This window comes from Chitinophaga silvisoli, from assembly GCF_003412465.1.
GTDB classification, from domain to species: Bacteria; Bacteroidota; Bacteroidia; order Chitinophagales; family Chitinophagaceae; genus Chitinophaga; species Chitinophaga silvisoli.
Genome location: NZ_QTJV01000007.1, coordinates 1 through 24,471 on the forward strand (window position 1 = coordinate 1; position 24,471 = coordinate 24,471).

General features: G+C 47.4%; 21 protein-coding genes and 1 pseudogene. 9 read left to right on the plus strand and 13 right to left on the minus strand.

Annotation, left to right across the window (positions count from 1 at the left end):
• The 4 genes from DXN04_RS18740 to DXN04_RS18755 all read left to right on the plus strand — a co-directional run.
• On the plus strand, positions 1–4,630 hold a 4,630-nt coding region (locus DXN04_RS18740; RefSeq protein ID WP_116854929.1), incomplete at its 5' end, for an Ig-like domain-containing protein.
• 67 nt (positions 4,631–4,697) lie between these two features.
• Positions 4,698–5,624, plus strand: coding sequence for a PorP/SprF family type IX secretion system membrane protein (locus DXN04_RS18745; protein WP_116854930.1), 927 nt, complete (start codon positions 4,698–4,700; stop codon positions 5,622–5,624).
• 10 nt (positions 5,625–5,634) lie between these two features.
• Positions 5,635–7,026: a PD40 domain-containing protein gene (locus DXN04_RS18750; protein WP_116854931.1), complete on the plus strand. Its 1,392-nt coding sequence runs from the start codon at positions 5,635–5,637 to the stop codon at positions 7,024–7,026.
• Between the two features lie 12 nt (positions 7,027–7,038).
• On the plus strand, positions 7,039–7,902 hold the full coding sequence (locus DXN04_RS18755) for a helix-turn-helix domain-containing protein (RefSeq protein ID WP_116854932.1): 864 nt from the start codon (positions 7,039–7,041) through the stop codon (positions 7,900–7,902).
• A 13-nt stretch (positions 7,903–7,915) separates the two neighbouring features.
• Here the strand turns inward: DXN04_RS18755 and DXN04_RS18760 are convergent, their stop codons facing one another.
• From DXN04_RS18760 to DXN04_RS35820, 3 genes and pseudogenes are all read right to left on the minus strand, one after another.
• On the minus strand, positions 7,916–8,488 hold the full coding sequence (locus DXN04_RS18760) for a UbiX family flavin prenyltransferase (RefSeq protein ID WP_116854933.1): 573 nt from the start codon (positions 8,486–8,488) through the stop codon (positions 7,916–7,918).
• The gene (locus tag DXN04_RS18765; protein ID WP_116854934.1) at positions 8,481–8,900 is read right to left on the minus strand and encodes a PNPOx family protein; all 420 of its coding nucleotides are present in this window, start codon (positions 8,898–8,900) and stop codon (positions 8,481–8,483) included. Before DXN04_RS18765 ends, DXN04_RS18760 begins: the two co-directional genes overlap by 8 nt.
• A 239-nt stretch (positions 8,901–9,139) precedes the next feature.
• Positions 9,140–9,238, minus strand: a pseudogene (locus tag DXN04_RS35820) (UbiD family decarboxylase domain-containing protein); the annotation flags it as partial.
• 178 nt (positions 9,239–9,416) lie between these two features.
• On the opposite strand from DXN04_RS35820, the gene DXN04_RS18775 reads away from it, so the two are divergent.
• From DXN04_RS18775 to DXN04_RS18785, 3 genes are all read left to right on the plus strand, one after another.
• Positions 9,417–11,258, plus strand: coding sequence for a glycoside hydrolase family 2 protein (locus DXN04_RS18775; protein WP_116854935.1), 1,842 nt, complete (start codon positions 9,417–9,419; stop codon positions 11,256–11,258).
• A 55-nt stretch (positions 11,259–11,313) separates the two neighbouring features.
• Positions 11,314–11,562: a hypothetical protein gene (locus DXN04_RS18780; protein WP_116854936.1), complete on the plus strand. Its 249-nt coding sequence runs from the start codon at positions 11,314–11,316 to the stop codon at positions 11,560–11,562.
• A gap of 123 nt (positions 11,563–11,685) precedes the next feature.
• Positions 11,686–12,624 carry a ring-cleaving dioxygenase gene (locus DXN04_RS18785; RefSeq protein ID WP_116854937.1) on the plus strand — a complete coding sequence of 313 codons (939 nt, stop codon included), beginning with the start codon at positions 11,686–11,688 and terminating at the stop codon, positions 12,622–12,624.
• Here the strand turns inward: DXN04_RS18785 and DXN04_RS18790 are convergent.
• The 4 genes from DXN04_RS18790 to DXN04_RS18805 form a co-directional block, all read right to left on the minus strand.
• Complete coding sequence (locus DXN04_RS18790) at positions 12,610–14,211, minus strand: sigma-54-dependent Fis family transcriptional regulator (RefSeq protein WP_116854938.1); 1,602 nt, start codon at positions 14,209–14,211, stop codon at positions 12,610–12,612. The two genes, DXN04_RS18785 and DXN04_RS18790, sit on opposite strands and share 15 nt — an antisense overlap.
• Positions 14,212–14,264: 53 nt before the next feature.
• Complete coding sequence (locus DXN04_RS18795) at positions 14,265–15,158, minus strand: helix-turn-helix domain-containing protein (protein WP_116854939.1); 894 nt, start codon at positions 15,156–15,158, stop codon at positions 14,265–14,267.
• Positions 15,159–15,221: 63 nt separating this feature from the next.
• Entirely contained in the window at positions 15,222–15,935 is a 714-nt protein-coding gene (locus tag DXN04_RS18800) for an SDR family oxidoreductase (protein WP_116854940.1), read from the minus strand.
• Between the two features lie 69 nt (positions 15,936–16,004).
• The gene (locus tag DXN04_RS18805) at positions 16,005–17,096 is read right to left on the minus strand and encodes an alpha/beta hydrolase (RefSeq protein WP_116854941.1); all 1,092 of its coding nucleotides are present in this window, start codon (positions 17,094–17,096) and stop codon (positions 16,005–16,007) included.
• 97 nt (positions 17,097–17,193) lie between these two features.
• Between DXN04_RS18805 and DXN04_RS18810 the strand changes: the two genes are divergently transcribed.
• Together DXN04_RS18810 and DXN04_RS18815 are read left to right on the plus strand one after the other, a co-directional pair.
• Positions 17,194–18,015: an SDR family oxidoreductase gene (locus tag DXN04_RS18810; RefSeq protein WP_116854942.1), complete on the plus strand. Its 822-nt coding sequence runs from the start codon at positions 17,194–17,196 to the stop codon at positions 18,013–18,015.
• Positions 18,016–18,050: 35 nt separating this feature from the next.
• Positions 18,051–18,941: a helix-turn-helix domain-containing protein gene (locus DXN04_RS18815; RefSeq protein WP_116854943.1), complete on the plus strand. Its 891-nt coding sequence runs from the start codon at positions 18,051–18,053 to the stop codon at positions 18,939–18,941.
• On the opposite strand, the gene DXN04_RS18820 is transcribed toward DXN04_RS18815, so the two are convergent.
• Genes DXN04_RS18820 through DXN04_RS18845 form a run of 6 tightly spaced genes read right to left on the minus strand, consistent with a single transcriptional unit; the run spans position 18,942 to position 24,414 of the window.
• Positions 18,942–19,727 carry a hypothetical protein gene (locus DXN04_RS18820; protein ID WP_116854944.1) on the minus strand — a complete coding sequence of 262 codons (786 nt, stop codon included), beginning with the start codon at positions 19,725–19,727 and terminating at the stop codon, positions 18,942–18,944.
• Positions 19,724–20,422 (minus strand): ABC transporter ATP-binding protein, encoded by a 699-nt coding sequence (locus DXN04_RS18825; RefSeq protein WP_116854945.1) that lies wholly within the window; start codon positions 20,420–20,422, stop codon positions 19,724–19,726. The genes DXN04_RS18820 and DXN04_RS18825 overlap by 4 nt, the downstream gene beginning before the upstream one ends.
• A 10-nt stretch (positions 20,423–20,432) precedes the next feature.
• Positions 20,433–21,677 carry an ABC transporter permease gene (locus DXN04_RS18830; protein ID WP_116854946.1) on the minus strand — a complete coding sequence of 415 codons (1,245 nt, stop codon included), beginning with the start codon at positions 21,675–21,677 and terminating at the stop codon, positions 20,433–20,435.
• A 1-nt stretch (position 21,678) separates the two neighbouring features.
• On the minus strand, positions 21,679–22,779 hold the full coding sequence (locus tag DXN04_RS18835) for an efflux RND transporter periplasmic adaptor subunit (protein ID WP_116854947.1): 1,101 nt from the start codon (positions 22,777–22,779) through the stop codon (positions 21,679–21,681).
• Positions 22,780–22,781: 2 nt separating this feature from the next.
• A complete protein-coding gene (locus tag DXN04_RS18840) occupies positions 22,782–24,083 on the minus strand; it encodes a TolC family protein (protein WP_116854948.1) in 1,302 nt (433 codons plus the stop codon).
• 10 nt (positions 24,084–24,093) lie between these two features.
• Complete coding sequence (locus DXN04_RS18845) at positions 24,094–24,414, minus strand: DUF2147 domain-containing protein (RefSeq protein WP_116854949.1); 321 nt, start codon at positions 24,412–24,414, stop codon at positions 24,094–24,096.
• Positions 24,415–24,471: the final 57 nt, after the last annotated feature.

Below are 24,471 nucleotides of genomic sequence, written 5' to 3' on the forward strand. Positions count from 1 at the left end.
GATCACCATTGTTGAGGATACAAATGGAGCAGGTAATGTCCTGACCAATGATACCGATTCTGACGGGGACGTACTCATAGCCAGTGTAGTAACAAACCCAGTCCATGGAATAATCGTACTGAATGCAGATGGTAGCTTCACTTATACACCAAATGCAAACTTCAACGGCATAGATACAGTAATATATCAGGCATGTGATAATAATGGAGGCTGTGACACCGCCCGCCTGGTTATCACAGTAACAACAATGAATGATGCACCGGTAGCAGTAGATGATGCGATAACTATCAATGAGGATACCCAAGGCACGGGTAATGTATTGACAAACGATAGTGATCCTGAAAGTGACGCACTTACCGCTAGCGTAATCAACGCTCCAGCCCACGGTACGATCATTATGAATGTAGATGGTAGCTTCACGTACACGCCAAATGCAAACTACAACGGCATAGATACTGTAACATATCAAGTCTGTGATAATAATGGAGCATGTGACACCGCTCGCCTGATTATCGCAGTGACAGCTGTGAATGATGCACCGATAGCCGCTGATGATGCGGTTACTATCAATGAGGATGCACAAGGCACAGGTAATGTCCTGAGTAATGATACCGATCCGGATGGTGATGCTTTGACAGCCAGTGTGGTGACAAACCCAGCTCATGGTACGATCGTACTGAACGCCGATGGTAGCTTCACGTACACGCCAAATGCAAACTTCAGCGGCATAGATACTCTCACATATCAGGCATGTGATAATGGAGCTTGTGACACCGCCCGCCTGATCATAACTGTAACCGCTGTTAACGATGCACCGGTAGCCGCAGATGATGCGATAACTATCAATGAGGATATCCAGGGCACCGGCAATGTCCTGACTAATGATACCGATCCTGATGGTGACGCACTTACCGCTAGCGTAATCAACGCTCCAGCCCACGGTACGATCATTATGAATGCAGATGGTAGCTTCACCTACACACCAAATGCAAACTTTAACGGCATAGATACTGTGTCATACCAGGCCTGTGATAATAATGGAGCATGCGACACCGCCCGCCTGATCATCACAGTGACAGCAATGAACGATGCACCGTTAGCCGTAGATGATGCGATTACTATCAATGAGGACACCCAGGGCACCGGTAATGTCTTAACCAATGACACCGATCCAGATGGTGATGCATTGACAGCCAGTGTAGTGGCAAACCCAGCCCATGGTACGATTGTACTGAATGCAAATGGTAGCTTCACCTACACACCAAATGCAAACTTCAACGGCATAGATACAGTGACTTACCAGGCATGTGATAACATAGGAGCATGTGACACCGCTCTCCTGATCATTACTGTGACCGCTATGAACGATGCACCAATCGCCGCAGATGATGCGATCACTATCAATGAGGATATCCAGGGCACCGGCAATGTCCTGATTAACGATACCGACCCTGATGGCAACGCACTCACCGCAAGTGTAGTGACAAACCCTGCCCATGGTACGATTGTACTGAACACAGATGGTAGCTTCACCTATACACCAGATGCAAACTTCAACGGTATAGATACAGCAACTTACCAGGCATGTGATAACACCGGAGCATGTGACACCGCCCGCCTGATCATTACCGTCACACCAGTGAACGATGCACCAATCGCTACCGACGATGCCATCACCATCGCTGAAGACACCCAGGGCACCGGCAATGTCCTGACTAATGATACCGATCCCGAAGGCGACGTACTCACCGCGAGCGTAATCACCAGCCCAGCCCATGGTACGATTGTCCTGAATGCAGATGGCTCATTCACTTATACGCCAAATGCAAACTTCAACGGCTTAGATACTGTAACATACCAGGCATGTGATAATAATGGAGTATGCGACACCGCCCGCCTGATTATCACCGTGACAGCAATAAACGATGCACCGATAGCTACAGATGATGCGATTACTATCAATGAGGACACCCAGGGCACCGGTAATGTCTTAACCAACGACACTGATCCTGACAGTGACGCACTCACAGCGAGCGTAATCACCAGTCCAGCCCACGGCACGATCGTACTGAACGCAAATGGCACCTTCACTTACACACCAAATGCAAACTTCAACGGCCTCGACACCGTGACCTACCAGGCATGTGACAACACCGGTCTCTGTGACACCGCCCGCCTGATTATCACTGTCACACCAGTGAACGATGCACCGATAGCCACAGATGATGCGACTACTATCAATGAGGACACCCAGGGCACCGGCAACGTCTTAATCAACGACACCGATCCTGACGGCGACGCACTCACAGCCAGTGTAGTGACAAACCCAGCCCATGGTACAATTGTACTGAACGCCGATGGTAGCTTCACCTACACACCAAATGCAAACTTCAACGGCATAGACACTGTAATGTATCAGACATGTGACAACACCAGCACCTGTGATACCGCCCGCCTGATCATCACCGTCACACCCGTGAACGATGCACCGATAGCTACAGATGATGCGATTACTATCAATGAGGACACCCAGGGCACCGGTAATGTCTTAACCAACGACACCGATCCTGACAGTGACCCACTCACAGCGAGCGTAATCACCAGTCCAGCCCACGGCACGATCGTACTGAACGCAAATGGCACCTTCACTTACACACCAAATGCAAACTTCAACGGCCTCGACACCGTGACCTACAAGGCATGTGACAACACCGGTCTCTGTGACACCGCCCGCCTGATTATCACTGTCACACCAGTGAACGATGCACCGATAGCTACAGATGATGCGACTACTATCAATGAGGACACCCCAGGCACCGGCAACGTCTTAATCAACGACACCGATCCTGACGGCGACGCACTCACCGCCAGTGTAGTAACAAACCCTGCCCATGGTACAATTGTACTGAACACAGATGGTAGCTTCACCTACACACCAAATGCAAACTTCTACGGCATCGACACTGTAATGTATCAGGCATGTGACAACACCGGAGCATGTGACACCGCCCGCCTGATCATCACAGTGACAGCGATGAACGATGCACCGGTAGCCGCAGATGATGCGATTACCATCGCTGAAGACACCCAGGGCACCGGCAATGTCTTAACCAACGATACCGATCCTGACAGTGACGCACTCACCACGAGCGTAATCACCAGTCCAGCCCACGGCACAATCGTACTGAACGCAAATGGAAGCTTCACCTACCTTCCAAATGCAAACTACAGCGGCATTGATTCCGTGACCTACCAGGCATGTGACAACACCGGCTTCTGTGACACCGCCCGCCTGATCATCACCATCACGCCAGTGAACGATGCCCCTGTAGCTCAGAACGACAACATCACCATCCCGGAAGACGCTACCGGCATAGGCAACCTCCTCAGCAACGACTCAGACGTTGATGGAGATCCTCTAAGTGCCGGCATCATCCAGGGCCCTGCGAACGGCCGAATCGTCCTGAATGCAAACGGATCATTCACTTACATCCCAACCAGCAACTACGACGGTCCTGACAGCGTCATCTACCGCGTATGCGACAACCACGGTGCTTGTGATACCGCCATCCTGCGCATCACCATCACACCGGCACCTGATGCCCCTGTCGCTACCAACGACTCTTACACGATGACTGTCAACACCGGCGTAAGTGGTAATGTACTCAACAATGATTACGACCTGGACGGCGATGCCCTCACCGCTACCATGATCACCAGTCCTGTACACGGTACCATCACCTTCAACAGCGACGGTACATTCACCTACAAACCTGATCAGGATTACGTAGGCACCGACAATATCACTTACCAGGTATGCGCTACCGATGGTTGTGACACCGCTACTGTCACCTTCTCTATCGTACCATTGAACGTATCCCTGGCCGGTATCGCGAAGGAAGCCAGCAATCCAATCCTGAACCTGAACGGCAGCTATGATGTCACCTACACATTCGTAGTCTCCAATTTCGGAAATACCGCCTTGAAAGATGTACAGGTAACTGACGATCTCAAACGCGTATTCCCCGATCCAATGACGTTCACAATCAAAGACATCATCCAGACCACAGGTGCGAACCTGATCGCTAACAACCAATACAACGGTGTCAGCATCACCAGCCTCCTGCAAGATGGAAGTACCATCCTGGTCGGTGAAAATGATACTATCAGGTTCACCATTACCATCATGCCAAACGGCAACTTCGGTACATTCAACAACAGCGCTACCCTCACCGCTACTGCTGTAGAAAGCAATGCGAAGGTGACAGATGTCAGCACAAACGGTCTGACCGCTGATCCAAATGGAGATAACGATCCTGGTGAAGAAATACCTACGCCGGTGACACTGAACCAAACACAATTACACATCCCCGGCGGCTTCTCGCCAAATGGTGATGGTAAGAATGATAAGTTCGTCATCGGTAACATAGGTAACGGAACCATCAGTCTCGAAGTCTACAACCGTTGGGGTAACGTTGTCTTCAGGGATCCAAACTACAGGAACACATGGGATGGTAAGTGTAACCAGGGCATCCACATCGGTGAAGACCTGCCTGACGGTACCTACTTCTACATCGTTATCCTGAATGGTAAAGAGAAGTTCATGAGTTATATCACTATTATTCGTTAAGCGGGTCAGGAGTTACATCGCAGTGGTGATGTTACTCCTGCAAACCCGGCCTTTTAATACGTTAGTTATGAGATACACACTAATGTTTACCTTATTCCTCCTTTCAGGCATTGCATCCGTCAAAGCACAACAGGATGCCATGTACTCACAATACATGTTCAACATGATGGGAGTGAATCCTGCTTATGCCGGCAGCCGTGGTGTACTGAGTGCAACTGCATTGTACCGCCGCCAGTGGGTAGGGATCGATGGCGCACCTGAAACAGGTACCATCTCCTTCGATATGGCTACCCGCAACAAAAAGATAGGCCTGGGCATCCAGGCATTCAATGACCGGATCGGTATTACCAGAACGACCGGATTCAATGCCACCTATGCTTACCGCATTCGTTTCAGCAATGAAGGCTCGCTGGCCATCGGCTTGCAGGGCGGCATTACCAATTACAAGGCTGACCTGACCAAAGTAGACCTGATCGATGGGGGAGATGTCTCCTTCTCTCAAAACATCAATGCCCTTCTCCCCAGCTTCGGTGCCGGCATCTACTACAACTCTGACCGATTCTATGCTGGTTTCTCCATTCCCAACCTGGTAAAGAGTTACCTGCGCAAAGATGTCATCGCTTACCGATCAGACGTGATTGCCAAGAAGTACATGCACTTCTTCTTCATCGCCGGTTATGTCTTTGACATCAACGACGACCTGAAACTAAAGCCATCCACTCTCTTAAAAGTCGTGAGAGGTGCCCCGATTCAGCTGGACGTAAACGCCAATCTATGGATCCACGATGTACTGTCTGTAGGCCTGTCTTACCGTACAGGCGATGCCGTAAGTGGTATGCTCGAAGTACAGGTGAACGACCAGTTCAGAATAGGGTATGCATATGATCACCCCATCTCTAACCTCGTCAAATACAACCAGGGCACTCACGAAATCATGCTCCGCTATGAATTTGGATGGGAGAGAGGCCAGGTCATTTCACCCCGTTATTTTTAACAGTTGACTAATGAAAGGAATTATATTGATCCTGTTATGGTTCCCCGCCCTGGCCTACAGCCAGATCAAAGTGGCGGATAAGGCATACGACGAATTACGCTATGCCGATGCAATCTATGGTTATACCGAGGCAATGAAAAAAGGCAGCCTGCCTGCCCAGGCCTTGCTAAAACTGGCATCCAGTTATGACAAAACACAGCAGTATCAAAAATCACTGAATTGTTATGAGCAGATGAACAATGATTCCATGAGTATAGCTGCGCGCTATCGTTATGCACAGTTACTAGCCATCAACGGACGCTACCAGGAGGCTGCAAGGCAGTACCAGCAAAGCAACCCCGATGACCAGACAAAACAAACCATCACTCTCTATGAACAGGGAGCCTCTGCCCTGCGTAAGGACTCGGCTATGTGGACAACAGCTTTGTTAAACATCAACAGTGGCTATGCTGACTTTAGCCCCGTACCTTATGGTGCAGGCCTCGTATTCGTATCCGACAGACCGGAACGAATATTTATAAAAGCCGCCAATGGCTGGAACGGAGGCAGCTATCTCACCCTCTACAGGATCACAGATACTGCCAGGGTTAAAGATGCCAGCCTGCGAACCAGGGAACTGGAGCAGGTGCTGTCTTACGCAAATAAGGACAAAAAGAACCATGACAGCGATCCGCAAACCAGCGGCGATAGCAAGACCATCGCCACAAATCCTCAATACAATTTTAAACAGGTGCCCAACCAGCTCTCGCCTGAAATGGTTTTCCCTTTCAATACGAAGCTGAATAAAAAATACCATGTCGGGCCCGTCTCGTTCAACCGCACATATGATACGATCATCGTCACCTACAATAACCAAATCCGTGCAAAAGGGAAAGGCAACATCAGCAGGTTACGAATGAAAACCATGGTCATGAAAAACGGTGACTGGATCACCATAGCTGAATTTCCTTTCAATAATGATGCATATAGCGTAGGGCATCCCGCCCTTCATCCCAATGGACAGGTATTATTCTTTACCTCTGATATGCCGGGCGGCATGGGAGGAAAAGATCTCTACTATTGCCTGCGCAAAGATACCGGCTGGGGCCCACCCATCAATGCAGGACCGATGATAAATACCAGCGGGGATGAGATGTTCCCCTATATCGCTCCTGATGGTACCCTGTATTTTTCGTCAGACAAGTGGCCGGGCCTGGGCGGCCTGGATCTTTTCATTGTCAGGCTGGACGAAAATTACAAGGCTGTATCAGCTGCCGTAAACATCGGCGCACCTTTTAACAGTTCGCACAATGATTTTGGTATACTAGTTGAGCCTGATAGTAATAAGGGATATTTTAGTTCAGACAGAAGAGGCAATGATGACATTTACAGCTTTGTAAGGAAATCTCGTATAGATAAATAATAACTTCGTAAGGTGGTAAAATATTTGGAGCATTATTCGGGACTATACAGGGAGGACAAGGGCTCTGCAGGTGAGCTCTATGTAAGAAGTGAATCGGTCAGGGATCGCAGTGGTTTGTTTAACTGGCAGATAAACCCGCACGTTCACACCAACCTTTTTCAACTCTTCTTTATTACATCCGGCTTTGTGGATGTAAAAATGACTGAAGGTACTGTACGCTTGTCTGCGCCGGGGATTATTGTAATCCCCCCGGGCAACGTGCATGGACTAACATATGATCCGGAGGTAACAGGTCATGTGCTCACATTAGACAATGCCTATCTGGAAGATATTCTCCAACCAGTGATTCACATCTATAACAATTTTAATACTTTAATTTGCCTGACAGCGCTGGATGAAGGTATCCTTTCAATGGTCAGACAAATCGATGCCGAGATCTTTAATAATAAAGAAGACCGCTTATTTGCATTGCAGTCTTTGATAGGGCTGCTCTTTGTACAACTGAACAGACTCAATGTCCAGGCACGATTTCAGACCAACATGGGAGGATTGAATGAAAAGTATTTTCATATGTTCCAGAGAAGCTATACCAGCAGTCGCCCATTCAGCAAGTCAATACCTGATTTTGCAAAAGAGTTATGCATATCGACTGTACATCTCAACAGGGTATGCCATACCGTGGCAGGTAAGTCTGCCTCCCTCTTACTGCAGGAGCATGCAGTTGCAGCGGCAAAGAAACTCCTGGCCCATACATCTTACAGTGTATCGGAAATCGCTTACCAGCTGAATTTCGCAGATCCCGGCTATTTTGCCAGGCTGTTTAAGAAGCTGACAGGTAAGACACCTGTGGAGTTCAGGAAAGAACTGGCGGCGTAAAGTCGCACGCCACTTACATCCTCGCCTTGTGATCATCATCCCATCTCGGCATCGGAATATCAAATCCAAACAAATCAAGGGCTCTCACCACAGTATGTGTCACGATCTCATCCACCGTTTGTGGCTTTGTATAGAATGCCGGAACCGGCGGCATAATGATTCCCCCCATCTCAGTCACCGCCGCCATGCTTTTAATATGTCCCATGTGCAGGGGCGTTTCCCTGAACAAACATACCAGTTTACGTCTTTCTTTCAGCACCACATCCGCTGCCCTTGATAGCAGGTTACTCGTCACACCCGTTGCAATTTCTGATAATGTCTTTACAGAACAAGGAGCTATCAGCATCCCCATTGTCCTGAATGAACCACTCGCTATCGCAGCGCCTACATCGCCTGATGGATAGACTTTATCCGCCATGCGCAGCAGCTCTTCATGTTTTATTGCTGTCTCATATGTCCGCACCAGTTCCGCCGCTTTACTTATGACCAGGTGTGTTTCCACATCCTGGTCACGCAATAATTCCAGTGCTTTTATACCATATTGTATACCGGTTGCTCCACTAATGCCAATAATAATCTTATTCAAGGTTCCAGGTGTATTTAGTGCCAAAACCGGCGGAATTGTCCGTCAGTTTCAAAGCTGTAAAGGTAATCATCCACAGCGTTTCCTGGTGATGTTTTGCCATGGGAAACTGTTGCATGTAGATATCCAGTGCTTCCTGTGTGTTCACAATGGTAGCGTTACCTGCATATTGCAATCCTTTTAACTGTGCTACATCACGAATCTGGTCACACACCGTGCCTACCACGTGACTGTTTGCCAACATCATGGCACCATGTTTTGTATTGATCTCAGAGGTCATAAACAGCAGTCTTTTCCGCTCATAGTCCACGGCATAAAACAGGTTGGCTGCCCAAATCTCTCCGTTGTGAAAGCTCGTAATACTGAGTACATGGTTGGAACGAATATAGTTCCAGATAATTAATTCTTGATTCATAGGTGCTTATTTATACCATTCAGGTAAGTAAGGAGTCGCATCTATTTCCTTAAACTTCGCCCTCCACATTTTTTCTTTCAGGTGCCAGGGTACTGTACAATCAAAGATGGTCCTGGTTGTAATCCCTTTCCCTGAAATGGAAGGACTATATTCAGGATGCTGCGATGGATCGGGTGAATGACAACATACACCGGGAATGAAGATGGTACTTACATCGCCCTGGTAACGGGTGGTTTGCCCTATACGCAGAGCCGGTGAATGGTAACATCAGAATGCCCGGTTTCCGGATCTGAACCCAATACCAGTCCCAGGCATAAATAATGGCCTGCATCCTGTGGCGAATGGGTAGGTCATTGACTTTATTTTCCATAATTCAAAGATCGGAACAAGCCAGCAGACTGTTAAGGACTAAAGTGCGAAAAAATAGGATTTTCCGCACATGCACACCTTTGCATATTATTTTATATCTTTTGCCCTCATTTATTTCATGCACGTTATTACTCAGATCACGATTTTATGAAAAAGTTTACATTCTCCTTACTCATGTTGGGTTGCATGAGTTACGCTGTACACGCACAGCAAAACAACTGGCATTTAATTAAAGACAGGATCGTTACGCCATGGGCAGAGAAAGTAGATCCGAATGCGCCCTTGCCTGAATATCCACGTCCACAGCTGGTGCGTGAGAATAACTGGAAAAACCTGAACGGCTTATGGAGCTATGCCATTACGCCTGCTTCACAGGATAAACCTGCTAAATACGAAGGTAGTATCCTCGTTCCCTTTGCTGTAGAATCGGCGCTTTCCGGCGTTGGCCGCACTGTTGGCAAGGATAGCCTCCTGTGGTACAATACAAACATCAGTATCCCTGCTACGATGAAAGGAAAAGAAATACTGCTGCATTTCGGGGCGGTTGACTGGCAGACAGAAGTATTTGTAAACGGCAAAAGTGCTGGTAAACATGAAGGTGGCTTCGATCCTTTCTCCATCAATATCACCCCTTTGCTCAGGAGTGGTGCGAAACAGGAAATCACTGTACGCGTCTGGGATCCTACCGACGACGGTCCTCAACCCCGCGGTAAACAGGTAAAGAAACCGGAAGGCATCTGGTATACACCTGTGACTGGTATCTGGCAGACGGTTTGGTTGGAAGCAGTGCCTAAGACTTATATCGCCGCTACTAAAAATACACCTGATATTGATCATCACACTATCAGCGTAAGTGCGAATGTAACAGGTGCGCAGGGAGGTGACCTGGTAAAGGTAGAAGTGCTGGATGGCGGCAATGTAGTGGCTACACAGGAAGTTGCGCCTACTGCTACTGCCGTGCTGACCCTGCAGAATGAGAAATTATGGTCTACCACCCATCCATTCTTATACGACCTCAAACTAACGCTTATACGTAAAAACAAAGCAGTCGATGTCGTGAAGAGCTATTTCGCTATGCGTAAAATCTCCATGGCACCAGATCAGAACGGGATTCAGCGGATGATGCTGAACAACCAGTTCGTATTCCAATATGGTCCCCTGGATCAGGGCTGGTGGCCTGACGGCTTGTATACTGCCCCTACATATGAGGCCATGGTATATGATATCGATCAGCTGCAGAAGATGGGCTTTAACATGATCAGGAAACATATCAAACTGGAACCGGCTACTTACTATGCTTATTGCGATAAAAAAGGAATGCTCCTCTGGCAGGATATGCCAAGCGGTGACCTGGGCAATGGCTGGGAAAACAGGCCCGGTGTCCTGGACCGTGGCACTGATCAAAATCGTAGCCCTGAATCAGAAGGCTACTATCGTAAAGAATGGAATGCGATTATGGACGCTGCATACAATTTCCCTTGTATCGTTGTATGGACACCCTTCAATGAAGCATGGGGACAGTTCAAAACCATAGAGATCACGGAATGGACAATGAAGAAAGATCCTTCCCGGCTGGTGAATAGTGCCAGCGGCGGTAACTTCTACGAAACCGGACATATCATTGACCTGCACAACTACCCGCATCCGGCTATGCCAAGACCTGATTTATTTGGTAAAAAACAGGTATTGGTATTGGGTGAATTTGGCGGCTTAGGATTGCCACTGGATGGCCATACCTGGCAGGGAAATAAAAACTGGGGCTACCAGTCATTCAAAAACAGCGAAGAGATGTTCAGGAAGTATAAAACCTTCACAGATCGTTTGGCTGAGTTGATCCCACTGGGATTGTCTGCCGCTGTTTATACACAGACCACGGATGTGGAAGGCGAGGTAAACGGTTTCATGACCTATGACAGGAAAGTAGAAAAATTCCCTGTGCAGCAGCTGGGCGAACAGAATCGCAAGTTGTACCAGGTGAAGGTGAAGTAGGTAATTCATAAACGGTGATACCGTTAATAGTTTTATCTTTATAAAAATTATTACCGTGGAACCAGGCAAATTAATCTTACCAGGAGAATCATTCTACCCGATCATTATGGACCTTTTCGAAAAGAAAGAAAAGGCATCTATATTGTACGACGATAACGGTCCGACAAGAGCAGGTGGAATCATTGAAAGTGTATATGAAAAAGATGGTAAACACTGGCTCAGACTGGAAGACCAGACGGAAATCCGGGTAGATCAGTTGCAGGCGGTGAATGGTAATTTTTCTTCAGATTTTTCAACTTGTTGATATGTTAAGGGCCTCTGCAAAGAGGCCCTTTTTCTTGCCAGCTCTTTTTATTTATTATCGATTTTGTTGCCTGTATTATCGATTTGGTTATTATTGCGTCATGTGAGAATTAAATTACACCCCATGAATAAGAATCAACTTGTAACCGGTATTCACCACGTTACTGCCATTGCCGGCAGTTCGCAGAAGAACCTGGAATTCTACGCAGGTATCCTGGGCTTAAGACTGGTTAAGAAAACCGTAAACTTCGATGCCAACAGTGTCTATCATTTATATTACGGAGATGAAACCGGTACGCCCGGTAGTATCATGACTTTCTTCCCTTACGAAGGATTGAAACATGGCCGGCAAGGCAAAGGCATGCTGAACACCACCGCCTTCTCTGTGCCCCTGGCTTCCCTGGATTACTGGCTGGAAAGACTGAAGCGCTTTGGAATTGCTCACAAGCCCCCGGTAGAGCGCTTCGAGGGAGAACTGGCGGTATATTTGGAAGATACCGATGGATTAGGCCTGGAACTGATCTTCAATGATAAAGACGATAGAAAAGGTGACGCACATGCCATCCGCGGATTTTACAGCGTAGAAATATGGGAAGAAGGTTACGAGCGCACCGCCGGATTGTTGACCACTCAACTTGATCACGTGCTGATTGCTGAAAAAGGCAATCGCTTTCGCTTTGCCGCGAAGGATAAACCGGGCAATTATGTGGACCTCGTTTGCATGCCTGATAGTCTGAAAGGTTTATCAGGCAGCGGTACCGTGCACCATATCGCCTTTACCACCCCGGATGGCGATGCGCAGACCGATATCCGTCAGAAAGTTACTGGTATGGGCCTGAATGCCACACCAATCCTGGACCGTAAGTATTTTAAATCTATTTATTTCAGAGAGCCGGGTGGGGTGTTATTTGAGGTAGCCACCGCATTGCCGGGTTTCAGTGTAGATGAACCTGCGGCGCACCTGGGAGAGCAGCTGATGTTGCCAGCGTGGCTGGAACCGCAGCGTACTACGCTGGAGTCCCAGTTGGCACCTATTCATATTGACTTGTCAGCTTACAAGTAATAGTTCCTTCTTAATATTTAATTTCTGCATTTTAGAAATCAGCGTGGTGGGGGGTAAACCCAGCATGATCGCAGCACCATTGGGACCGGAGACCTTACCTTTACAGATCTTCAGGACCTTCAGGATGTACTCCCGTTCCATGGCTGCCAGCGGAATGATTTCAAAGTTATCTGCCGGCTGTGCAGGCTGATTCAATGGCAGGTTTATCTGGCTGATGGTCGTACCTGTGCAGAGTAATACCGCCCTTTCAATGAGGTGTTCCAGTTCCCTGATATTCCCCGGCCAGGAGTAATTCAGCAGACTATTGAGCGCCTTCTGACTGATCCCGGTCACCTTCTTACGGGTTTCCTTTGCATAGCGGTTTATGAAGTGCGTGACCAGCATGGGGATGTCTTCCTTTCGTTGGCGCAGGGGAGGTAAGGATACCGGGAAGACATTCAGGCGATAGTACAGATCACTCCTGAAACGGCCTGCCTGAACTTCTTTCTCAAGATTTTTGTTAGTCGCGGCAATGATCCGCACATTTACCCTGATACTTCCATTGCCCCCTATACGTTCTATTTCTCTCTCCTGCAATACCCGCAGCAGTTTTGCCTGCAGCTCCAGGGAAAGTTCACCTATTTCATCCAGGAAAATAGTACTGTTATCCGCTTGTTCAAACTTACCAATGCGCTTATCCATCGCCCCGGTAAAGCTTCCTTTTTCATGCCCGAACAATTCACTTTCGATCAGCGTAGCCGGAATAGCCGCGCAGTTGACACGGATCATTTCCTGTTGGGCGCGGGGAGATGCCTGGTGAATGGCTGTCGCCACCAGTTCCTTTCCTGTTCCAGTTTCGCCGGTAATGATGACGGTACTGTCTGCCGTAGCGACGAGAGATATAAGTTTGTAAATCTTTTGTATTTCCGGAGAAGAACCGATCAGCTGTGCGGTGCTGTTTCCCTGGTTTAAGTAATATTGCCCTCCTTTCAATTGTTCAATCTCTGCCCGCTGACAGGCAATCTTTTCATTCGCAAGAATATTGCTGATGCCCAATCCCAGCATATCCGCAATCCCTGTCAGCAGGGGAAACTGGTTGGGTGAGAAGGTGCCATATTCATCCGCATAGAGGTACAGTAAGCCTTGCGCCTGGTTAGCATTGCCGATTTTGATAACCATCATTTCCCTGATACCGGTATTGTGCCAGTGGATAATGTATGGAGGCACATTCTTATTGCGGATCAGTTTTTTCAGATCAAATATAATAGGTTCATCAGCATTCAGCGCAATATTGAAGATGCCATCTTCGATATCGTGTGCTTTGTGCATGATCGGACTTTCGTCCACTCTTCTTTTAATGGTGCCTTCCTTTGTATGGAGAAAAGGAGAATGCGTCTTGCCATCTTCATTGATCAGACACAGCGTATAGTATTTCCCTCCAAACAGTGAAAGCAGTTGATCAGTGATCACGTTCCACAGTTCATCCCGTTTTTGAGCAGCAGCAATCTTGTTACTGAGGTAGAGTAAAGTTGACTGTTCTTTTTCCTTTAAGGTAAGTTGCTCTAAAAGGTGATTATGCGAGACGATGATAGGTTGTTTCCAATCCATAATCGAATGTTGTGTTGTAACGATACAACGAAAGTAGTAAATCCATTGCAGAATTAATAACCTGATTTTCGATAAGCGAGTGGAGAAGTGTTTGTTTTTTGCCGGAATAATTTGTTAAAGGACTGTGGATGTTCGAAGCCTAGCTGGTACGCAATCTCTGCTATCGTGGCATCGGTAGTGGTCAGAATTTCCTTGGCTTTTTCTATGAGCTGGTGATGAATGTGTTGCTGGGTACCCATGCCAGTTAAGGATTTGAGCATATCACTCAGGTAGCGGGGAGAAACTTGCAGGTGGTCTGCAACCTGCTGCACTGTAGGCAGGTGAGAAGACGTATCTAAAATTGCGGAAATATACGTGTTCATCTGACAAATAAGGTCATTGTGGAGGGTTTTACGGGTGAGGAATTGCCTGTTGTAAAAACGATTACTATAATTTAACAGGAGGTCTAACTGGGAAATCATTACATCATGGCTGAAATGATCCATGTTGTTATCCAATTCCAGGAGCATGGCATCGAAGATGGAGAAGATGACTTTCTTTTCTTTGTCGGATAAGTAGAGCGCTTCTGAAACGGCGTAAGAAAAGTAACCATATTGTTGTATAGTTTTGGCCAATGGGTAGCCACGCAGGAAGTCAGGATGGAAGAACAAGGTATAACCCTCATAATCGGCGACATCACTGGTAGGCAGGGAGAGTTGGTGAGGGCCGGTGAAGGAAAGGCCTCCCTCTTCGAAATCGTAGGTGCCACGGCCATAGGGAATCTTTCCTTTAAAATCAATCTTAAAGGAGATCTTATACAGGCTTGTGATGACTCCCCGGCCAATGTCTTCAGGTTTTACCCTGATATTGCCGGTAGGCACCAGCGCTATCAGCGGATGCAGCGGTGCCGGTAGGTCCAGGCGGCGCAACAGGGCTGATATGCTGGTGTAAGTAAGAGGTGATTCCATGAGTTGAAGCTACGAATTTTATCGGGCCTGATGACCAGGTGCATTTATCTGATGCAGGGCATGCTATTGCGCAGTAGGCCTGATCACAATGTCATTCACATCCACATCTGCAGGCTGGTCAATGGCAAATGCTATCGCACGTGCAATAGCATCCGGGGAGATGGCAATCTGTTCCGCACGCGCTCTCGTTTGTTCCCTGATTTCCAGGTTGGTCATGGAATCCGCAAAGTTCGTCTTTATGTACCCGGGAGAGACACTGGTCACCCTGATAGTGGAGCCTGCTTCCTGCCGGAGGGCATCGGCTACCGTGCGAACCGCATTTTTCGTCGCGGCGTAGACTGCCATGGTGGGCACTATCTGGATGCCGGCGGTGGAAATGGTGTTTACAAAATGCCCGGAATTTTGCTTCCTGAACACCGGCAGGGCAGCAGCAATGCCATAAAGCACCCCTTTAAAATTGATGTCGATCATGTCTTCCCAGTCAGCTACCCGAAGCTCGTCTAAGGGAGAAATGGGCCCAATTCCGGCATTATTGATCAGGACATCTAGCCGACCATAGTTGTCAAGGGCTAATTGAACGAAATCAGCCACATTTTCCCTATTCCTTACATCGAGTGGCATGTACAAGCCCCCGGTTTTTTCAGCTACCTGGGCTAATCTGTCTGTTCTGCGGGCACCTAAGATCACCTTAGCGCCCTGGGATGCCAGCAGCAGGGCGGTCGCTTCGCCTATGCCGCTGCTGGCTCCGGTGATGGCAATAACTTTATCTTTTATCATGCTCCAAAGTTCCGGGACACAAGCCTGGGAATAGTAGCCAAAAATGTAAAAGTTGTAGCCAAAAAGGTTTTATTTAATCGCCAGGGGCCTCACTTCATTCACCAGACTCAATAGCAGCTTCCCCGGCTCTTCAAACATCAGCATATGTGAGGAATGCTCAAACCAGATTCCTTTTTTAACAGGTGCCTTTACAGCTTTTAGCCAGGTCTCTGTTGGCGCATTCGGTGTTGTATAATCATGCCTGCCCATCAACATAAATACCGGGATTGGGAAAGATTTCACCCCTTTCAGGTCCACTTCCAGGAATTCCGGCAATATTCTCCCCAACGTAAAGATGTTGCCATTGTCAATCGCTGCTACATCCTCAAAACTATACTCAGGTGAAATATAAGGACCTGCAAAGAAATAACGGGAACTATGCCTGTAAGCACTCAGACCTCCATAATACTGCGCCCATTTTCGCGCAATAATGATCTTTTCCCTTGTAATGGGCTGATCACCCGGATATGGTGCAATCCCGTTTAACTCCGCCACCGCAGTGTCATTGTGGTTTTGCTGCGCTGTACTCAGTGCATATTCAAAGCTGTAATGCTCATTTTCCCGGGTATTGATGACCTGACCAATTCCTATATAGGCATAGAAGAGATCCGGTCTTTTCAACGCCGCTTTCATTCCTACGATGGTTCCCCAGCTATGTCCCATCAGGATGACCTTCTTTTTTTTGTAGCGCTGGCGGATGTGCTCCGCAATGGCAATAGCATCGTTTACATAATTGTCAATGTGGATGGTATTGGCAATTGAATCCGGGGCAATATTCAGGAAAGTCCTGCCCGCACCCCGCTGATCGTAGGTCACCATGGTAAAGTACTCCTCCAGGGGGCGCTGGTACATCCACATTACGGGCGAAATGGGCGAAGCCGGCCCCCCGTGAATAAACAGGATTACCGGATTTTCCCTGTCCTGGCCCCGGGTATAAATTTCCTGGTTGATCCCGCCAATGGGGAGTTGAAAGTTTTCCTGGATACCATTGGGACTAACGATCTTACCAAGGTCGGCCAGGTAAAGTTTGGCACGGCTCAGGCCGGGTTTGAGGCTATCTGCCTGCGCAAATAATGTGGATTGAACTAACAGTAATAAAAAGGTCCAAATGGTTCTCTTCATAGCTCGGTTTGATTTATACAAGTATTCGTTTCATGGAGACAATTCTGACCCTGATTCCCGGGCTAATTTTGTCTTGTTATCAAAAAATAATCAAATCATGAACAAGACAATACTGATCACCGGGTCATCTGCCGGTATTGGAAAAGCAGCTGCACAATACTTTGCCGCCAGGTCCTGGAACGTTATTGCTACGATGCGCTCTCCGGAAAAGGAAACTGAATTAACTACCTTAAATAATGTGTTTGTCACCAGGCTGGATGTGCAGGAAAAAGCCGGCATGCAGCAGGTGATTGCTGAAGGTATTAAAAGATTTGGAAAGATCGATGTGCTGCTTAACAATGCTGGCTATGGTTTATTTGGCCCTTTTGAACTGGCAACGGATGCACAGATCAAACAACAGTTCGATGTGAATGTATTTGGATTGATGCACCTGACCCAGGCCATCCTGCCTCATTTCAGGGAAAATAAAGCCGGTACTATTATCAACTTATCCAGCATCGGGGGGCTTATTACCTATCCCATCGTGAGCATGTACCATGCGACCAAATTTGCAGTGGAAGGCTTCTCTGAATCACTGGCATATGAACTGGCAGCCTTGAATATAAAGGTGAAACTGGTAGAACCAGGTGCGATTGCAACCGGCTTTGATGCGGCGGCGAATTTCACAGGCAATCCGGAGATTACAGACTACGACTCATTTGTACAGGGATTCCTGAACCTCTGGGGCTCAAAGACACAGGAAAGAACTACACCCTTGCAGGTGGCTGAGGTGATTTATGAGGCTGCTACAGACGGTAGTTCCAGGTTGCGGTACCTGGCCGGAGAAGATGCGAAGGAGCTGGCAAGGGTCAGGATGACGGGCGAAGAGGGCTATCATGAATATATGAAGGCCAATTGGGTACCGGATATGGGAGCATAAGTGGTGCAATGCCTGATATTGTGTAAATTTGAAGTATGAAAAAGCCTGAATCGATAGAAGATTTCTATATTAACAGAGCTATCAATAGCCAGCCTTTAGTCTTCAACCTGCTTCGATACGATGATTGTCTTCGTATGGATCCTCAGCCTTACCGGCGCAGGGACTTTTACAAGGTAAGCTTTATGCGGGGCCGCACCCTGCTGCACTACGGTGATAAATCACTGGAAGTGAATGGCGATGCACTGGCTATCTTCAGTCCGGATGTACCATATACAGTAGATATGCCCGATGGACCAGCCATCGGGCAATATTTCATTTTCAAAGGTGCCTACCTCGCGGAGTACTTCAGGAGAAATATCAAGGACCTGCCTTTATTTGCACCTGGTGCTCACCCGGTATATGAACTGGATGCCCCCCAGACCGCGGACATCGCCCGGCTCTTTGAAAGAATGAACAGGGAGTTTACATCAGATTATGAATATAAGGATGACCTGATCCGTAATTGTATTATTGATATACTCCATTATGCCATGCGCATGGAGCCCGTGGCTAAGCGGCACCTGCAAACGGATGCCAGCGTGCGGATCACTGGTGTATTCAATGAATTGCTGGACCGGCAGTTCCCCATAGAGAACCTGAGCCAGCAGTTTGAGCTGAAGTCTCCGGCAGACTTTGCCGCACAGTTAGGCGTGCATGTGAATTCCCTGAATCGTGCCCTTAGAAACACCACCGGCAAATCTACTTCCAGTCTCATCGCTGAAAGGCTGGTTACAGAGGCCACTATCCTGTTAAAACACTCCGAGTGGAATGTGGCTGAAATAGGCTACAGCCTGGGATTTGAAGATCCCGCCCACTTTAGTCACTTTATCAAAAAGCACACCGGCCAGGCACCTTCAAGTTTTAGATCCATCCCCGTGCATGTATAATCAATCCCTGTTCACCCGCAGTGAAAGACCAATATTCGCACTGATCCCTTTGGACTCTTTTTCATAGACAGGTTGGGCTTTTTCGCTTAATGGTATAGTAATAACCGTCCAACCCGTCTTTGCATCATTGTCAAAAAACTGGTACCTGTTTATAAAGTTCCTGCCAATCCCCGCACTTAGCAAGAGGCGTTTTGTAAATAACCATTCCAGCCTGCATAAGCCTGTCCACTGGTTATTACGCAGGTAAGTATCTGTCATCCGGTAACTGCTGGCTTCCCCCGTGATTTCCATTCCGGCACTCAGCACTTTATTGAAATGATACATCACTTTGGGTTTGATAGGGAATAAGCCCGAGATCGTCCATTTCTCAGAAGGCTCGTAGTTGATATCAAAAAACGGAATCAGCTGGTTGCCAAAAAACTGCTTATTATACATCAGGCCTATCCCTGCATTTATCTTCGAAGAATGTTTGTACAGATAGCGAAACCCTGCCCCATAGCGCCAGCCTTCGTTGTACAATCCGCCCGTACCAATCAGCACAAGCGATTTCTTCTCCGAGAATTTAATGTTGTAAAACAGTTGCATAGATCCTGATTGCACAGTATGATCCTCCAGGCTCAGGTGCCGGTACATCACATTCCCAAACATATTCTTCAACAGGGGAAACCGTGCATTGGCATTGAAAGTTTGTGCACTATAATCCCCGCCATCATAAGTATAACCAATGCCCTGGGCATATAAACAATGGCCGGAGAGCAGTGCAAATGCCATGATAAAATACTTCATAACTCATGTGGTTTACGATCGTGACTGATAATAATCCCGTCTTTCATTTCTATAATACGATCACTCTTTGCCGCAAAGTCATTGTCGTGGGTCACAGTAATAATCGTCTTATTATGCTCAGCCGCCAGTTGTTTGAAAATGTCGAACACCACTTCTGTATTCTTGCTATCCAGGTTACCGGTTGGCTCATCGCCCATAATGATCGCAGGTTCATTGATCAGTGCACGGGCAATGGCTACGCGCTGCTGCTGCCCTCCTGAAATGCGGGATGCTGTTTTAAGTGCCTGATCCTCCAGGCCCAGTGTTTTCAACTTTTCATAGGCATTATGTTCGATCTCGGCAGCAGAGAGCTTTTTTAGTCTCAATGCAGGAATCATCACATTTTGCAAACAGGTAAAATCCGGCAGCAGGTAGTGAAACTGGAATACAAATCCCAGGTGTTCATTCCTGAAAGCAGCGAGTTTATTGACGGAACGCCCCGTAATCTGCTGATCGTTCAGAATGAGATTACCCGTATAATCCGTATCCATGGTAGACAGGATGTACAGCATGGTAGATTTACCGGAACCTGACTTCCCGACCACGGATACAAATTCTCCTGTCTGTACTTCAAAACTCACATCTGACAGTACCTTGAATTTCTCTGGTGTATAAAAGTATTTGCTGATCTTCTCAGCTTTTAATGCAATACTCATCTCAATAATTTTATCCTCTGATGATGGATACAGGGTCTACTTTCGATGCCTTGCTGGCAGGAATATAGCCGGCGAAAAAGGAGGTAAGCAGACCGAAAATCGCTCCCTGTATATAATGTTTCGAAAGGAAGGTCATGGGCAGATAGGTCACATTCCCAAGGCCCAGGTACAGTTTGGAAAGCAGGTAAGAAGTGAACCAGCCTACAACCAGGCCCATTGCTGAACCTACCAGGCCAATCAACAATGCCTGTTGGATAAAGATGCTCACTACATCACTCCCCTGGAAACCTGTGGCCTTTAGAATGGCGATCTCCTTGATCTTTTCATAGATCACCATATTCAGGATATTGTAGATCCCAAATCCCGCCACCAGCAGAATGGTGAAGATGACGGCGTTGGCAATGATGTCCCTGATTTTCTTCCCGGCAAGTGATTGCTCATTACTTTGTTGCCAGGATTCAGATGTATAGCCGGTTTGCTGCGCCATGCTGTTGCCGGTCTCAGTGGCCAGTGAATAGTTTTTTACATTCACATAAATGTCGGTGATGTAAGCCCTGTCTTTTTGCAGCAGTTGCTGTACCACCGGCAGACTCACATAAGTCTTCGTTTCATCTACATTCTTAATAGTGGTTTTGAAGATACCCGATACCTGCAGTGTTTTTGTCAAACCGGTGCTGGTGGTAATCCTGACATAGTCACCCATTTTCAGGTTGAGCTTTTGCGCAAGGCCTATACCAATGAGGATGTTATTGGGATTGTCGGCCACAGACTGGGTCTTACCCGCAATCATGTTGGAACTGATGTCAAACATTTTATCCTGCTCTGCAATGTTGACACCGAAGATGGTCCCGTTTTCCTGCACATTCCCTTTGCTGTAAATGATGTTTGCAGTAACCTGTGTGCTGAGGGCGATGACTTCTTTTCTTTTACGAAGTACTGCGGCCACGGCATCAGGGTTGAAGATCCGGTTATCCTGCGGCACCAGCTGCGGGTTGGAAATCAGGTTGATGGTCCTGTCGCCCAGGTAACGGTTCAGCATATCCGTATTACTGATTTTGTTATCATTGTACAAGCGGATATGCGGCGTGGCACTCAACATTGTTTTTTCCGAATATTCATTCGTACCTGTGATCAGCGAGTTCATAAAAATGAACATACCAATTCCGAAGGTGACTCCCAAAGCAGCGACCAGCGTTGATTTGACCTTGCTTACCATATAGGTGTAAGCTATCCTGGTGTTAATGCCCGCTTTCATATTAATAGGCTTTTATGAGTTTGTCATCAGCATGGATCCCTCCCAATATTTCAACATAGTCTTTCGCCACAATGCCTGTCTTTAACTGGATAGTATCTGTTTGCCTGCCATGCTTAACGAGGGCTTTGCCATCAGGACTTACACAGGCTGCAGGTACCAGCATCGCCCTTTCCTTGTGGGAAACGATGATATTTGACTGTAATAAGGTACCATTCATCAATCCCGCCGGTATAGTATCAAAAGTGGCTTCTACGGTATAGGCCTGCGACTGCTCATCGAAGCTGGGATAGATCTTGCTGACATGACCGGTGTAGGTCCTGCCTTTTTCAGTATTCAGTTCTGTCAATACCGTCTGCCCCGTTTTGATTTTGGCTATGCTGCCTTCATCAACAGAGAGGGAAATAAGCATACCACCTGCATGCCCTAAAGTAGCCAGTGCATCGCCTTTACGTACCAGGTCTCCTTTCCGTTTGAGCAGGGTATATACCGTATAAGCCCCCGGAGATTTAATGTCGTAATAGGCGTTGTTGGCGATGGCGGTTTCCTGGTCTTTTCGGGAATTGATCAGGGTCTGCTGCAGGGATAGCCTGGTAGCTGCAATGTTTTGCCTGATCTGCTCTACATTGTTTAAGGATGATTGATACGCCAGTTCTGCATTGTCAAAATCAACCTTTGCCACACTGCGGGTGGCATACAACCTGGCATTGCGATCTCTTACTGACAGGTCGTTGGCTAATTTTTCAGTGGCGGTATGCAGTTGTTGATTCAGTTGCTCCAATACGGCAGAGTTGTCTGATGCATTCTGACGGGCGATAGCCAGGTTCGCCGTAGCTGATTTTTGTGCAATGGCAGCGGTTGTATTATCCTGTTTGAAAATAACCTGTCCAATGGACACGGTATCACCTTCAGATACCGGTACTTCAGTGATATAACCATCGTTCAGGGCTGTGAGCGTAAATTGGCCGCCTGCTTCAATATGGCCGGGTGCAAATACAGCTTCGGTAATGGGTGCATAGACAGGGGTGGCAGTGCCATTATGTTTTGATTTGCAGGAGGAGAAAAGTGCGCTGCCCGCGAGTAATATAATGAATGATCGTTTCATGATTAATAGATGTTTATAGTCCTGATTTGAAGGCGATAAGATTGAATAAAATAATCGCTCATACTCTGCAGGTATTCCTGCTGATTAGTGATCATATCTGAATAGTATTTCAACCTGTCGTCAATAGAGATTGAACCTTCATTTAGCAAGCGGCTGGCATGTGTATCATTGCTGCTGTACATAGCCAGGATTTCCTTTGCTTTCTCCAGATCTTTGAAGGCCGTATTGTAGGAGATCAGGATATTCTGATTGGTCAGTTGAGACTGCAGACCCATAGATTGATATTGCTGTTGTTTTAGCTCCATCTCTACCTTTGCTTTCTGCACGTTGTAATGACGACTGTTACCCGAAAAGATTGGTACGGACAGGCGCAGTCCCCAGTACTGGCTTGGCAGGTCATTACTATTGCTGAAAGACATGAAATGATCTGTCGAGATCATCCTGTTGTATTGGTACACGGCGGAGAGAGTAGGTGCATAGGCCGCTTTGGAAGACTGCCATTGTGCTTTTGATTTCAGCAGCTCTTCGTAGGCAATAGTCACATCCGGATCGGTAGCAAAGGGCTGGGGGAAGTAAGGACTTACCGCCTGCTCCCTGAGTACAATGCTGTCTCCGGTATTCAATAACTGTTGCAGGTTATTGCGCTGGAGCAGTTTGTTTTGCGTCGCTGTTGCGAGACTCTTAGCCGCCTTTTCCTTGTTGATAGCGGCATTGTTCATCGTCACTTCACTCACAAAGCCATCATTGTATTTACGCTGCACGGAGGCGAATACGGTATCCATGGTCACTGAATTGGAGCGGGACAATCTTTCCGCCTCATCCGCCAGCAGGTAAGAATAATAGCTGTTTGCCAGTTGCTCGTACAGGTCACGCCTTGTTTTCTGTATGTTAAGGGCAGCTATTTCCTTATCCAGTCTGGCGGTTTTGATGGCAAACCAGTTCTGTGTATTGATCAGGTCCAGTTGTACATTGGCAGCGGCATTGTAGTTATAACGCTTTCCAAAAGTAGCCTCGTAAAAAGTGCCTTCTGCTGCGGTCTGGTCAAACAGGTGCGCTGGTATTAAGGTCGATTGTAGCTTGATATTGTCTGTATAGTTGCCATTAGCGCTAAGGCTGGGTAATAAGGCACCTTTGGCTTGTCTGACACTAAGCGCAGCTTCTTTTTCGCTGGCAATGGCTGCCGTGATCTGTATATTATGCGCATCGGCGTATTTCCAGATGTCCTGGACGGACGAGAAGCTGAGCTGTGCAGACACCGGTAGTACACTGAGGCAGCATAGGATACCGGTGAGATACTTTTTCATATGCAGGTCCTTATTTAATTCTTGTCCATACTTTGGTCTGGCTCATAAAGCCTGCTTTGACCGTGATTTCCATGGTATCGTCTCCTTTGAGCTTAATTGTGCAGGGGAAGGTCTGGTTCCGTTTGGGGAGAAATACTTTGCCGGTGTAGGAGCCATTGTTATAAACAAGGTGTTGCAGGATTTCTTTCCCTTCGGAGGTGCCGGTGTAACCATCCCCGTTTTTGACTAAAGTCAGTTCTTTTGATTTGTCAGCATTGGTCCATTTGCCAAGGATGCTGTCGGGGGAGAAGGAGGAACTGATGAGTAATAAAAGTAAAGCCAGTGTTTTCATTTTGCTTTGTTTGATTTGATAATGCAAAACTGGCTAAATATGTCGGGAGGGGTGGGG

Coding starts and splice junctions, on each gene's coding strand:
- DXN04_RS18820 (WP_116854944.1), bottom strand. CDS start 19,727: ATGAAGTATTTTATCATGGCATTTGCACTGCTCTCCGGCCATTGTTTA.
- DXN04_RS18775 (WP_116854935.1), top strand. CDS start 9,417: ATGAAAAAGTTTACATTCTCCTTACTCATGTTGGGTTGCATGAGTTAC.
- DXN04_RS18785 (WP_116854937.1), top strand. CDS start 11,686: ATGAATAAGAATCAACTTGTAACCGGTATTCACCACGTTACTGCCATT.
- DXN04_RS18800 (WP_116854940.1), bottom strand. CDS start 15,935: ATGATAAAAGATAAAGTTATTGCCATCACCGGAGCCAGCAGCGGCATA.
- DXN04_RS18815 (WP_116854943.1), top strand. CDS start 18,051: ATGAAAAAGCCTGAATCGATAGAAGATTTCTATATTAACAGAGCTATC.
- DXN04_RS18810 (WP_116854942.1), top strand. CDS start 17,194: ATGAACAAGACAATACTGATCACCGGGTCATCTGCCGGTATTGGAAAA.
- DXN04_RS18845 (WP_116854949.1), bottom strand. CDS start 24,414: ATGAAAACACTGGCTTTACTTTTATTACTCATCAGTTCCTCCTTCTCC.
- DXN04_RS18835 (WP_116854947.1), bottom strand. CDS start 22,779: ATGAAACGATCATTCATTATATTACTCGCGGGCAGCGCACTTTTCTCC.
- DXN04_RS18745 (WP_116854930.1), top strand. CDS start 4,698: ATGAGATACACACTAATGTTTACCTTATTCCTCCTTTCAGGCATTGCA.
- DXN04_RS18825 (WP_116854945.1), bottom strand. CDS start 20,422: ATGAGTATTGCATTAAAAGCTGAGAAGATCAGCAAATACTTTTATACA.
- DXN04_RS18805 (WP_116854941.1), bottom strand. CDS start 17,096: ATGAAGAGAACCATTTGGACCTTTTTATTACTGTTAGTTCAATCCACA.
- DXN04_RS18830 (WP_116854946.1), bottom strand. CDS start 21,677: ATGAAAGCGGGCATTAACACCAGGATAGCTTACACCTATATGGTAAGC.
- DXN04_RS18790 (WP_116854938.1), bottom strand. CDS start 14,211: ATGGATTGGAAACAACCTATCATCGTCTCGCATAATCACCTTTTAGAG.
- DXN04_RS18795 (WP_116854939.1), bottom strand. CDS start 15,158: ATGGAATCACCTCTTACTTACACCAGCATATCAGCCCTGTTGCGCCGC.
- DXN04_RS18750 (WP_116854931.1), top strand. CDS start 5,635: ATGAAAGGAATTATATTGATCCTGTTATGGTTCCCCGCCCTGGCCTAC.
- DXN04_RS18840 (WP_116854948.1), bottom strand. CDS start 24,083: ATGAAAAAGTATCTCACCGGTATCCTATGCTGCCTCAGTGTACTACCG.
- DXN04_RS18765 (WP_116854934.1), bottom strand. CDS start 8,900: ATGAATCAAGAATTAATTATCTGGAACTATATTCGTTCCAACCATGTA.